We start from the raw sequence: 12,401 nt of genomic DNA on the forward strand, positions 1-12,401 counted from the left end.
CCACCCCGAAGGGCTTCATCGTTCGACTTGCATGTGTTAAGCACGCCGCCAGCGTTCGTCCTGAGCCAGGATCAAACTCTCCGTGAATGTTTACCGGTAATCCGGTCTACACACACGAGAGCGGAACGATCGGTCGGAATAGGACCGGTCGTTCACAGCGTCCTCGCTGTGTGCCACCCCAAGGGGTGGACTTTTTCAAAGGAACCTCGACCATCCGAAGATGGACGGGGTATCAACTAATCTGGCGTTGATTTTTGGCACGCTGTTGAGTTCTCAAGGAACGGACGCTTCCTTTGTACTCACCCTCTCGGGCTTTCCTCCGGGCTTTTCCCTTCGGTCTTGCGTTTCCGACTCTATCAGATCTTTCCGATCCGATTTCCTCGGTGCTTTCCAGCTTCTCGGTTTTCTCGATCCGCTTTCCGGCGTTGATCCGACTTTATCAGAAGTTCTGAGTCGAATTCCCCGCCCCATCCGGTCAGCCGCTCGGGCACACGAAGGTGCCGGGCTTCCCTTGTTGGCGGAGACGTAAACGTACTGGAGCGGGGCGCCTCGATGCAAATCGAGGCGCCCCGCTCTCAGTTGGCGCTGGTCAGGCCCTTGGGCCTGCCGGTGCTCAGACCTCCACGACGACCGGGAGGATCATCGGGCGCCGGCGGTAGGTGTCGGAGACCCACTTGCCGATCGAGCGCCGGATCAGCTGCTGGAGCTGGTGCGGTTCGACCACGCCGTCCTGGAACGACTTGTTCAGGGCCTGCTCGACCTTCGGGATCACGGCGTCGAACGCCGAGTCCTCGATGCCGGAGCCGCGGGCGTGGACGTTCGGGCCGCCCACGATCTTGCCGGTCGAGGAGTCCACGACCACGAAGACCGAGATGATGCCCTCCTCGCCGAGGATCCGGCGGTCCTTCAGGTGGGACTCGGTGACGTCGCCGACCGAGAGGCCGTCCACGTACACGTACCCCGCCTGGACCTTGCCGGTGATGCGGGCCTTGCCGTCGATCAGGTCGACGACGACGCCGTCCTCGGCGATGACGATGTGGTCCTTGGGGATACCCGTCATCGCGCCGAGCTCGGCGTTGGCGCGCAGGTGGCGCCATTCGCCGTGGACCGGCATCAGGTTCTTCGGGCGGCAGATGTTGTAGAAGTACAGCAGCTCGCCGGCCGAGGCGTGGCCCGAGACGTGGACCTTGGCGTTGCCCTTGTGGACGACGTCGGCGCCCCAGCGGGTCAGGCCGTTGATCACGCGGTAGACCGCGTTCTCGTTGCCCGGGATGAGGGACGACGCCAGGATCACGGTGTCGCCCTGGACGATCCGGATCTGGTGGTCGCGGTTGGCCATCCGGGACAGGGCGGCCATCGGCTCGCCCTGGGAGCCCGTACAGACCAGCACGACCTCGTCGTCCGGGAGGTCGTCGAGGGTCTTCACGTCGACGACCAGGCCGGCCGGGACGCGGAGGTAGCCCAGATCACGGGCGATGCCCATGTTGCGGACCATCGAGCGGCCGACGAAGGCCACGCGGCGTCCGTACTCGTGCGCCGCGTCGAGGATCTGCTGGATGCGGTGCACGTGGCTGGCGAAGCTGGCCACGATGATGCGCTTCTGGGCGTTCGCGAACACGTTCCGCAGGACGTTGGAGATGTCCTTCTCCGGCGGGACGAACCCCGGGACCTCGGCGTTCGTCGAGTCGGACAGCAGAAGGTCGATGCCCTCCTCGCTGAGCCGCGCGAAGGCGTGCAGGTCGGTGAGCCGACCGTCGAGCGGCAGCTGGTCCATCTTGAAGTCGCCGGTCGCGACGGCCATGCCCGCAGGGGTGCGGATGGCCACCGCGAGGGCGTCCGGGATGGAGTGGTTGACCGCGACGAACTCGCAGTCGAAGGGGCCCAGCGCCTCCCGGTCGCCTTCCTTCACCTCGAGGGTGTAGGGGCGGATCCGGTGCTCCTGGAGCTTCGCCTCGATGAGGGCGAGGGTCAGCTTGGAGCCGATGAGCGGGATGTCCGGCTTCAGCCGGAGCAGGTACGGGACGGCGCCGATGTGGTCCTCGTGGCCGTGCGTGAGCACGATGCCTTCGACCTGGTCGAGCCGGTCCTTGATGATGGTGAAGTCGGGCAGGATCAGGTCGACGCCGGGCTGCTCCTCCTCGGGGAAGAGGACGCCGCAGTCGACGATCAGCAGACGGCCGTCGAACTCGAAGACCGTCATGTTGCGGCCGATCTCACCGAGCCCGCCGAGCGGGATGACGCGCAGGCCGCCCTTGGGCAGCTTCGGCGGGGCGCCGAGTTCAGGATGCGGATGACTCAAAAGACTCTCCTCACCACACACGCCACGTACCGCTTGGGCACGTGGCGCGCATGACATTCGTGCACTTGCTGTTGTCAGTCGATCGTTTGTCGATCGGATATTCAGTTGTGAAGTCTGTAGTTACAGCTCTACCCCGCCGGCGGCGAGATCGATCTTGAGCTGGGCGGTCTCCTCCGGGGAGAGCTCCACGAGGGGCAGGCGCAGGGGGCCGGCCGGGAGGCCCTGGAGGGCGAGGGCGGCCTTGGTGGTCATGACGCCCTGGGTGCGGAACATGCCGGTGTAGATCGGCAGGAGCCGCTGGTGGATCTCGGTGGCCTTCTGGACCTCGCCGTTCAGGTGGGCGTCCAGGAGAGCGCGGAGCTCCGGGGTGACGACGTGGCCGACGACGGAGACGAAGCCGCAGGCGCCCACGGAGAGCAGCGGCAGGTTGAGCATGTCGTCGCCGGAGTACCAGGCGAGGCCCGAGCGGGCGATGGCCCAGCTGGCGCGGCCGAGGTCGCCCTTGGCGTCCTTGTTGGCGACGATCCGGGGGTGCTCGGCGAGCCGGACGAGCGTCTCGGTGTCGATCGGGACGCCGCTGCGGCCGGGGATGTCGTAGAGCATCACCGGGAGCTCGGTGGCGTCGGCGATGGCCGAGAAGTGCCGGTACAGGCCCTCCTGCGAGGGCTTGTTGTAGTACGGCGTGACGGCGAGGAGGCCGTGCGCGCCGTCGCGTTCGGCCGTGCGGGCGAGTTCGACGGAGTGGTGGGTGTCGTTGGTGCCGATGCCGGCGACGACGTGGGCGCGGTCGCCGACCGCATCCAGTACCGCCCGTACCAGCTCCGATTTCTCCGCGTCGCTGGTGGTCGGGGACTCGCCGGTGGTGCCGTTGATGACGAGGCCGTCGTTGCCGGCGTCCACCAGATGGGAGGCGAGTCGCTGGGCACCGTCGAGGTCGAGTGCGCCGTCAGCCGTCAGGGGCGTGACCATGGCGGTGAGGACCCTCCCGAAGGGGGTCTGCGGAGTGGAGATCGGAGCCATGGGTAACACGCTACTCGCTGCTCATCGCCCGGTGTCCCCTCGGGGGACGTGTGAAAGGAGCCCGGCACTGCCTGCTCGGGGGTTCAAGCAGTGCCGGGTCCGTTTGATCAGCCTAGATGAACTTCGTGAAACGTCGCAATACGGACACTTCGCGTGACTGGTCGTACATCTGTGCTTTATGGGGCCACACGGCCGTTCTTGTTGAACGCGGCATGAGTCAGCGGCATGAGCTCGGCCCAGTGCTGCTCCATCTTCTCGCCGACCATCTCGATCTCCCGCTGCGGGAACGAGGGCACCTTGGCCAGCTCGTGCTGGGTGCGCAGGCCCAGGAAGTGCATCAGCGAGCGCGCGTTGCACGTGGCGTACATCGAGGAGAAGAGACCGACCGGCAGGACCGAGCGGGCGACCTCGCGGGCCACGCCGGCGGCGAGCATCTCCTGGTACGCCGCGTACGCCTGAGCGTACGAGTCCTCCATGACGCGGCCGGTCAGCTCCTGCTGGGCCTCGGTGCCCTCGACGAAGACGTACTTGCCGGGGCGGCCCTCCTGGACGAGCTTGCGGGAGGCGTCGGGGACGTAGAAGACCGGCTCCAGCTCCCTGTAGCGACCCGATTCCTCGTTGTACGACCAGCCGACGCGGTGGCGCATGAACTCGCGGAACACGAAGATCGGGGCGCTGATGAAGAAGGTCATCGAGTTGTGCTCGAAGGGGCTGCCGTGGCGGTCCCGCATCAGGTAGTTGATGAGCCCCTTGGACCGCTCGGGGTCCTTCTGCAGCTCTTCGAGCGACTGCTCCCCCGCGGTGGAGACGCGGGCCGCCCACAGCACGTCCTGGTCGGCGGCGCTGTGCTTCACCAGCTCGACGGTCACGTCGCTGCGGAAGCTGGGCTTGAGGTCTGCTGCGGGGGTGTCGCTCACCGGCGGGGTCCTTCCAAAGTGCGTCGCTCGGGCGGCGCCCACTCTACGGGGAGCCACTGACAGCGGAGCCCCTCACCTGCTCCCACACCCACCCGGACCACTTTCTTTGGCCAATTCGGGGAAATCGGGCACCGAATGGTGACTTTGCTCGTCTCTCACTGTGACACCGCACACCACAACCCAAGGAGCGTGGCCCCCATGTTTGGCCGGCGAGAGGCTGTCCCGTTCGCGTTCGTCGCAGAGGCCGACCGCTTCCGCAGTAACGTCACTCCGCCGCCGAGGGAGCGCCTCAGTGTCTCCGAGGTCGTGGGCCGTACGCTGGTCGGGCTGACCGTCGTGGCCGGTCTCGTCGGCTCGTTGCTCTTCGGGATGCCGTCCATGCAGTCCGGTGGGGCCGACGGGCACCGGCAGCAGTCCGAGGCCTCCGACGGCCGCTGAGCGGTTCGGCCCCCCTGAAGTGGCCCGGTCGAGGCCACCTGGGTAGCCTCACCGGGCACAGCCCCTTCGAGCGTGCTTGTGAGTGAGGATCAGTCGTGCCCCTGCCCTTTCTGACGGCCGACCGCGCTTTTGACGCGACCGACGACGTCGCGCTGCCGTTCGACGACCACGACCAGTGGCGTCGGCCCTACCGTCCCGGCCCCTGGCGCGTGGGCGCCGCGGCGCTCGCGCTGCTGGTCGCCTCGTTCGTCCTGCTGGCCGCCGTCGTCATCGCCGCGGCCGGGGCGGTGAGCGGCGCCGGCGTCACGTTCGGCCTGGCCGCCCTCGTCATCGCCTCCGCGCTGCGCATGCTGCGGGTGGGCACGTGGGTGAGCCGGCACGGCGTGCGCCGGGTCGGCTTCTTCGCCACCTCGACGGTGGCCTGGGCGCAGGTGGCGCACGCGCGCACGGCGCAGCAGCCGGTGCGCTGGCTGGGGTTGCCCCGCACGGTGCAGGGCCAGGCGCTGGTTCTCGTACGGCGGGACGGTGAGCAGATCGCTCTGCTCACCGACCACAACGCCGACTTCCTCTCCCGCATCGAGGCGTTCGACCGCGCGGCCGACACGATCGAGGCGTGGAACGCCGAGTACGGCGTCGCCCCGGTGGCCGCTACGCGCTGACCGGGCGGCCGGCGTGCAGCGCGATCGCGCGCTGCATCGCCTTGCGGGCGCGCGGGGTGTCGCGGGCGTCGTGATACGCGACCGCGAGCCGGAACCAGCAGCGCCAGTCCTCGGGTGAGTCCTCGGTCTCGGCGCGCCGCTTCGCGAACACCTCGTCGGCCGAGTCGCGGTCGATCCGGCCGCCGGCCGTGCGCTTCAACTCGTCCACCGGCAGGCCGCCTTCGGCCTCCAGCTCACGGGCGAGCCGCTGCGCGTTCCGCGCGAAGGCGGTGTTCTTCCAGAGGAACCAGCCGCCGACACAGGGCAGCAGGAACGCCACCGCGCCCATGCCCATCGCGGCCGGTTCGCCCGTCAGGAGAAGCAGGACGCCCTCCATCGCCACCACGCCGAAGACCAGGACGAGGACGGTGGCGAGGAAGACGTACGTGATCTTTCCGCCCATGACCGTCAGCCCAGGTCCAGGAAGTGTTCCAGGCCGAAGGTGAGGCCCGGGGTGGTGACGACGCGGCGGGCGCCGAGGAGGATGCCCGGCATGAAGCTGGAGTGGTGCAGCGAGTCGTGACGGACGGTCAGGGTCTCGCCCTCGCCGCCGAGCAGCACCTCCTGGTGGGCCAGCAGACCCGCGAGCCGCACCGCGTGGACCCGGACGCCGTCGACGTCCGCGCCGCGGGCGCCGTCCAGGGCCGTCTCCGTCGCGTCCGGCTGGGCGCCGAGGCCGGCGTCGCGGCGGGCGGCGGCGATCAGCTGGGCGGTCCGGGTGGCGGTGCCGCTGGGGGCGTCGACCTTGTGCGGGTGGTGCAGCTCCACGACCTCGACGGACTCGAAGTACGGGGCCGCGATCTGGGCGAACTTCATGGTCAGCACGGCGCCGATGGAGAAGTTCGGGGCGATCAGGACGCCGGTCTCCGGGGAGGCGGCGAGCCAGGTGTTCAGCTGCGCGAGGCGCTCCTCGTTCCAGCCTGTGGTGCCGACGACCGCGTGCATGCCGTGGCGCACGCAGTAGTCGAGGTTCTCCATCACCGAGGCCGGGGTGGTCAGCTCGACGACGACCTGGGCGCCCGCGTCGGCGAGCGTCTCCAGCTTGTCGCCGCGGCCGAGCGCCGCCACCAGTTCCATGTCCTCGGCGGCCTCGACGGCCCGCACGGCCTCCGAGCCGATGCGGCCCTTGGCTCCGAGGACCGCCACGCGCAGCTTGCTCATGCTCTTGTGAACTCTCTCTAGGAGACGGATTCGTGCAGGCGTGCCGCCTGCTTGTCCTTCAGCGGCCCTATGACGGACAGCGAGGGACGCTGTCCGAGCACATCACGAGCGACCTCGCGGACCTCGTCCGGGGTGACGGACGCGATCCGGGCGAGCATGTCGTCCACCGACATCTGCGTACCCCAGCACAGCTCGCTCTTGCCGATGCGGTTCATCAGCGCGCCGGTGTCCTCGAGGCCGAGCACGGTCGAGCCCGAGAGCTGCCCGACGGCGCGGGCGATCTCGTCGTCGGTGAGCCCGTCGGAGGCCACCTTGTCGAGCTCGTCGCGGCAGAGCTTCAGCACGTCGTGGACCTGGTTGGGACGGCAGCCCGCGTACACCCCGAAGAGGCCGCAGTCGGCGAAGCCCGAGGTGTACGAGTACACGCTGTAGGCCAGGCCGCGCTTCTCGCGGACCTCCTGGAAGAGGCGGGAGGACATGCCGCCGCCGAGGGCCGTGTTGAGCACGCCGAGCGCCCAGCGGCGGTCGTCGGTGCGAGCGAGGCCCGACATGCCGAGAACGACGTGGGCCTGCTCCGTCTTGCGGCCGAGGACCTCGACGGCGCCCGCCGTCCGGATCGTGCGCCGGCCGTCGCGGGGGGCGACGGGGACGGCGTCCGTACGGGAGAGGGCGCCGGCCTTCTCGAAGGCGCGGCGGACCTGGCGTACGACGGTCGCGTGGTCGATGTTGCCCGCGGCGGCGACGACCAGATGGGTCGGGTCGTAGTGCTTCTTGTAGAAGCGGGCGATCCGGCCGCGGTCGAGGGCGTTGATGGTGTCGACGGTGCCGAGGACCGGGCGGCCCAGCGGGGTGTCGCCGAACATGGTGTGCGCGAACAGGTCGTGCACGACGTCGCCCGGGTCGTCCTCGGTCATCGCGATCTCTTCGAGGATGACACCGCGCTCGGCGTCGACGTCCTCGTCGAGGATCAGCGAGCCGGTCAGCATGTCGCAGACCACGTCGATGGCCAGCGGCAGGTCGGTGTCGAGGACCCGCGCGTAGTAGCAGGTGAACTCCTTCGCCGTGAAGGCGTTCATCTCGCCGCCGACCGCGTCGAGCGCGGAGGAGATGTCGAGGGCGCTGCGCTTCTTGGTGCCCTTGAAGAGGAGGTGCTCCAGGTAGTGCGTGGCGCCGTTGAGCGTGGGCGTCTCGTCGCGGGAGCCGACGTGCGCCCAGATCCCGAAGGTGGCGGAGCGCACGGACGGCAGGGTCTCGGTGACGATCCGCAGGCCGCCGGGGAGGGTGGTGCGGCGGACCGTGCCGATGCCGTCCCGGCCCGGGAGAAGCGTTTGGGTACGGGCGACGGCCCGCCCCTCCGAAGAGGGGCGGGCCGTCGTCACGGAACTACGGGACGTCACTGGTCGGTGTCGTCCTTCGCGTCCTCGGCAGCGGCGTCCTCGTCCGCGATCACGGGGATCAGGGAGAGCTTGCCGCGCTGGTCGATCTCGGCGATCTCGACCTGGACCTTGGAGCCGACCGCGAGCACGTCCTCGACGTTCTCCACGCGCTTGCCACCGGCGAGCTTGCGGATCTGCGAGATGTGCAGCAGGCCGTCCTTGCCCGGGAGCAGGGACACGAACGCACCGAAGGTGGTGGTCTTGACGACCGTACCCAGGTAGCGCTCGCCGACCTCCGGCATGGTCGGGTTGGCGATGCCGTTGATCGTGGCGCGGGCGGCCTCGGCGGCCGGGCCGTCGGCGGCACCGATGTAGATGGTGCCGTCGTCCTCGATCGTGATGTCGGCGCCGGTGTCCTCCTGGATCTGGTTGATCATCTTGCCCTTGGGGCCGATGACCTCACCGATCTTGTCCACCGGGATCTTGACGGTGATGATGCGCGGCGCGTTCGGGGACATCTCGTCCGGAACGTCGATCGCCTCGTTCATGACGTCGAGGATGTGCAGACGCGCGTCACGGGCCTGCTTCAGCGCGGCGGCCAGGACCGAGGCGGGGATGCCGTCGAGCTTGGTGTCGAGCTGGAGCGCGGTGACGAAGGTCTTCGTACCGGCGACCTTGAAGTCCATGTCGCCGAAGGCGTCCTCCGCACCGAGGATGTCGGTGAGGGCGACGTAGTGGGTCTTGCCGTCGATCTCCTCGGAGATCAGACCCATGGCGATACCGGCGACGGGGGCCTTCAGCGGCACACCGGCGTTCAGCAGCGACATGGTGGAGGCGCAGACCGAGCCCATGGACGTCGAGCCGTTGGAGCCGAGAGCCTCGGACACCTGGCGGATCGCGTACGGGAACTCCTCGCGCGTCGGCAGCACCGGCACGATGGCGCGCTCGGCGAGCGCGCCGTGGCCGATCTCGCGGCGCTTGGGCGAGCCCACGCGGCCGGTCTCACCGACGGAGTACGGCGGGAAGTTGTAGTTGTGCATGTAGCGCTTGCGGGTCACCGGGGAGAGGGTGTCCAGCTGCTGCTCCATGCGGAGCATGTTGAGGGTGGTGACGCCCAGGATCTGGGTCTCGCCACGCTCGAAGAGCGCCGAGCCGTGCACGCGCGGGATGGCCTCGACCTCGGCGGCGAGCGTACGGATGTCCGTGATGCCGCGGCCGTCGATGCGGACCTTGTCCTTGATGATCCGCTCGCGGACCAGCTTCTTGGTCAGCGCACGGTACGCGCCCGAGATCTCCTTCTCGCGGCCCTCGAAGGCCGGGAGGAGCTTCTCGGCGGCGAGCTCCTTGACGCGGTCGAGCTCGGTCTCGCGCTCCTGCTTGCCGGCGATGGTGAGCGCCTGCGCGAGGTCGTTCTTGACGGCGGCGGTGAGCGCCTCCAGGACGTCGTCCTGGTAGTCGAGGTAGACCGGGAACTCGCCGGTGGGCTTGGCGGCCTTGGCGGCGAGGTCCGACTGGGCCTTGCAGAGGACCTTGATGAAGGGCTTCGCGGCCTCGAGACCGGCGGCGACGACCTCCTCGGTCGGCGCCTCGGCGCCGCCCTTGACGAGCTCGATCGTGCGCTCGGTGGCCTCGGCCTCGACCATCATGATCGCGACGTCGCCGTCCTCCAGGACGCGACCGGCGACGACCATGTCGAAGACGGCGTCCTCGAGCTCGGTGTGCGTCGGGAACGCGACCCACTGGCCGTTGATCAGGGCGACACGGGTGCCGCCGATCGGGCCGGAGAAGGGCAGGCCGGCCAGCTGCGTGGAGCAGGAGGCGGCGTTGATGGCGACCACGTCGTAGAGGTGGTCGGGGTTGAGCGCCATGATCGTCTCGACGATCTGGATCTCGTTGCGCAGGCCCTTCTTGAAGGAGGGGCGCAGCGGGCGGTCGATCAGGCGACAGGTGAGGACGGCGTCCTCGGAGGGGCGGCCTTCCCGGCGGAAGAAGGAGCCGGGGATCTTGCCGGCCGCGTACATCCGCTCCTCGACGTCCACCGTGAGGGGGAAGAAGTCGAGCTGGTCCTTGGGCTTCTTCGACGCGGTGGTCGCGGAAAGGACCATCGTGTCGTCGTCCAGGTACGCGACGGCGGAGCCGGCGGCCTGCTTGGCCAGGCGGCCCGTCTCGAAGCGGATGGTGCGGGTGCCGAAGGAGCCGTTGTCGATGACGGCCTCGGCGTAGTGGGTCTCGTTCTCCACTAGCGGTTTCTCCTACGTGTTCGTCTTTTCGTCCGTCGGCCCGTGTGGCCGGGGACGGTGGAGGAGGAGAAGCGCGCCTTCGGATGCGGGCCGGTCTTCGATCGAAGCACCCGGGGATTCATGGGGTCCGGGGGCCACTACCGAGGACCGGCGGCGTGCCGGCGGCTCCTCGCTCGTTATGTGTCGTTGTGCGACCAGACTAAGTGCCGGTCGGTACATCGCGCACGTACAGCAAAGGGAGCGGCCCCCTAAAAGTGGGAACCGCTCCCTTCACGACGTACTTACTTCGCACCGCCGGCCGCACCGCGGCGGATGCCGAGGCGGTCGACCAGGGCGCGGAAGCGCTGGATGTCCTTCTTGGCCAGGTACTGCAGCAGGCGGCGACGCTGGCCGACCAGGATCAGCAGACCACGACGGGAGTGGTGGTCGTGCTTGTGCTGCTTGAGGTGCTCGGTCAGGTCCGAGATGCGGCGGGAGAGCATCGCGACCTGCACCTCGGGGGAGCCGGTGTCGCCCTCCTTCTGGCCGAACTCGGCGAAAATCTGCTTCTTCGTAGCGGCGTCGAGAGACACTCGGTACTCCTCTTGGTGTTCGCGCGCCCACGAGTGCCCCTGGTCTTGGTCTCAGGGGAGCTTCCGTGACTCGGAGGCGAAGGTCCGATGAGCGCAGCTCCCAGAGAATCCGGGAGCGCGTACACAAACGGCCGTCACACAGCGTACCAGGTGAGCGGAGGGGGCCCTCCGGGGGCCCGCCCGCTCGGGGCCCGGCTACTTGCTGGTCAGGGAGCGGGCCGCCATGAAGACGTCCAGGACCGCGAGGCAGAGCGGGACGAGGGAGAGCAGGACGAAGCCCTCGGTCAGGTCGAGGAGGCGGCCCCAGAAGGGCGAGAGGCCCTTCCTCGGGATGATCAGGCCGATGGCGGTGACGAGGGCGGCGCCGGCGGCGACGGCCGCGGTGAGCCAGATCGTACGGATGTCCAGGCCGCCGCGGTCGCCGTGGATCAGCAGGTCCTTGACCAGGTCGGCCGGAGGGTTCAGGGAGAGGCCCAGGATCAGCAGCGCGATCGCGGCGAGGCCTGCCACCAGGACGCAGGCGACCTGCGAGGTGTAGCGGAAGAGCCGGGCCCGCAGCAGCATCGCGAGGCCTGCGGCGAGGGCGAGGAGCTGGCCCCAGACGTTGCCGGCGAAGCCGAGGACCGCGGCGGAGCCGACGACGACGGCCGCGCAGCCGCCGACGAGGCCGAGGAGCATCTCGTGGCCGCGGCGGGCCTGGAGCGCGATCCGCTCGCCGTCGACGGCCTGGGCCTCGTCGGCGCCGCGGCCGGTCTCGGCGTGGAAGTCGTCGTCGGCGGCGCTGCGCGGGGAGGCGTAGCCGATGGGCAGCCGGGCGAAGCGGGCCGAGAGGCCGGGCAGGAAGGCGACCAGGCCGATGGCGACGGGGGCGCAGACGGCGGCGGTCCCGGTGGCGGAGGCCTCGGTGACGATCGCCAGGAAGGTGGCGATCGTGCCGACGGTGGCCAGGAAGGTGGCCGCCACGAAGGGGGCGTCGCCGCTGGGGGTGAGGGCGACGAGGGCGACGGAGGCGACCAGGACGGTCACGCAGCCGAGCAGGAACTGGAGCCGCCCGGGGCCCTGGCCCGCGTCGGGGGCGACGATGCCGGAGCCGGCGATGAGCAGCAGGGGCAGGGCGCCGAGGCCGAGGGCGATGGCGGTGGCCCGGTCGGAGTAGACCCGGGCCCGTACGCCCGCGAAGGCGGTGAGCAGGACGCCCACGGCGCCGGCGACGACGCCGGGGAGGCTGTGCATGTCGTGGCGGACCGGGTCGGCGAACCAGAGCACGAAGCCCATCAGGACGAGCAGGAGCACGCCGCCGACGAGTCCGGCGCCGCGCAGCAGGTCGTCGCTCCACAGGTGGCGGTCGCGGGTGACGGCCGAGGCGACGGCGTCGGAGACGTCGTCGAAGACGGCGGGCGGCAGCGACTGGGCGAACGGGCGGAGCGAGAGGACCTCGCCGTCGAGGACGCGCTGGGCGACGAGGGTGCGGGCGCCGTCGAGGACGGTGCCGTCGCGGCGGACCAGGTGGTAGCCGGTGGGGGTGCCGGGCGCCTGGGTCTGGCCGGTGAGCCGCAGGATCTCCGGATAGACGTCGGCGACGGCGATGTCCTCGGGGAGTGCGACGTCGATACGGCTGTCCGGCGCCACGACGGTGACGCGGCAGAAGCCGGTCGCTGCGGTCGTACTCACGTCTCTGAA

11 protein-coding genes and 1 rRNA gene are annotated in these 12,401 nt (G+C 69.4%); 2 read left to right on the forward strand and 10 right to left on the reverse strand.

Annotation, left to right across the window (positions count from 1 at the left end; all coding sequences use genetic code 11):
• The 4 genes from AB0F56_RS02680 to thyX all read right to left on the reverse strand — a co-directional run.
• A 16S ribosomal RNA gene (locus AB0F56_RS02680) occupies window positions 1–87 on the reverse strand; the annotation flags it as partial.
• A 526-nt stretch (window positions 88–613) separates the two neighbouring features.
• Window positions 614–2,299: a ribonuclease J gene (locus AB0F56_RS02685; protein ID WP_362003226.1), complete on the reverse strand. Its 1,686-nt coding sequence runs from the start codon at window positions 2,297–2,299 to the stop codon at window positions 614–616.
• Between the two features lie 120 nt (window positions 2,300–2,419).
• A complete protein-coding gene (gene dapA, locus AB0F56_RS02690) occupies window positions 2,420–3,319 on the reverse strand; it encodes a 4-hydroxy-tetrahydrodipicolinate synthase (RefSeq protein WP_362003228.1) in 900 nt (299 codons plus the stop codon).
• A 176-nt stretch (window positions 3,320–3,495) separates the two neighbouring features.
• Entirely contained in the window at window positions 3,496–4,236 is a 741-nt protein-coding gene (thyX, locus tag AB0F56_RS02695) for an FAD-dependent thymidylate synthase (RefSeq protein WP_362003229.1), read from the reverse strand.
• 198 nt (window positions 4,237–4,434) lie between these two features.
• Between thyX and AB0F56_RS02700 the strand changes: the two genes are divergently transcribed.
• Window positions 4,435–4,674: a hypothetical protein gene (locus AB0F56_RS02700; RefSeq protein WP_362003231.1), complete on the forward strand. Its 240-nt coding sequence runs from the start codon at window positions 4,435–4,437 to the stop codon at window positions 4,672–4,674.
• 95 nt (window positions 4,675–4,769) lie between these two features.
• Window positions 4,770–5,333 carry a hypothetical protein gene (locus tag AB0F56_RS02705; RefSeq protein ID WP_362003232.1) on the forward strand — a complete coding sequence of 188 codons (564 nt, stop codon included), beginning with the start codon at window positions 4,770–4,772 and terminating at the stop codon, window positions 5,331–5,333.
• Here the strand turns inward: AB0F56_RS02705 and AB0F56_RS02710 are convergent.
• The 6 genes from AB0F56_RS02710 to eccD all read right to left on the reverse strand — a co-directional run bounded on the left by AB0F56_RS02710 (window position 5,323) and on the right by eccD (window position 12,392).
• Window positions 5,323–5,775: a hypothetical protein gene (locus AB0F56_RS02710; RefSeq protein WP_362003234.1), complete on the reverse strand. Its 453-nt coding sequence runs from the start codon at window positions 5,773–5,775 to the stop codon at window positions 5,323–5,325. The genes AB0F56_RS02705 and AB0F56_RS02710 overlap by 11 nt on opposite strands.
• 5 nt (window positions 5,776–5,780) lie before the next feature.
• Window positions 5,781–6,533, reverse strand: a complete 753-nt coding sequence (gene dapB, locus AB0F56_RS02715) for a 4-hydroxy-tetrahydrodipicolinate reductase (protein ID WP_362003235.1) — start codon at window positions 6,531–6,533, stop codon at window positions 5,781–5,783.
• Between the two features lie 17 nt (window positions 6,534–6,550).
• Entirely contained in the window at window positions 6,551–7,930 is a 1,380-nt protein-coding gene (locus AB0F56_RS02720) for a pitrilysin family protein (RefSeq protein ID WP_362003237.1), read from the reverse strand.
• On the reverse strand, window positions 7,927–10,149 hold the full coding sequence (locus AB0F56_RS02725) for a polyribonucleotide nucleotidyltransferase (RefSeq protein WP_362003239.1): 2,223 nt from the start codon (window positions 10,147–10,149) through the stop codon (window positions 7,927–7,929). Before AB0F56_RS02725 ends, AB0F56_RS02720 begins: the two co-directional genes overlap by 4 nt.
• A gap of 281 nt (window positions 10,150–10,430) precedes the next feature.
• Window positions 10,431–10,721, reverse strand: a complete 291-nt coding sequence (gene rpsO / locus AB0F56_RS02730; RefSeq protein WP_147979976.1) for a 30S ribosomal protein S15 — start codon at window positions 10,719–10,721, stop codon at window positions 10,431–10,433.
• Between the two features lie 195 nt (window positions 10,722–10,916).
• A complete protein-coding gene (gene eccD, locus AB0F56_RS02735; protein WP_362003241.1) occupies window positions 10,917–12,392 on the reverse strand; it encodes a type VII secretion integral membrane protein EccD in 1,476 nt (491 codons plus the stop codon).
• Between the last annotated feature and the right edge of the window lie 9 nt (window positions 12,393–12,401).

The organism is Streptomyces sp. NPDC026092, from assembly GCF_040638605.1.
In the GTDB taxonomy this organism is placed as follows: domain Bacteria; phylum Actinomycetota; class Actinomycetes; order Streptomycetales; family Streptomycetaceae; genus Streptomyces.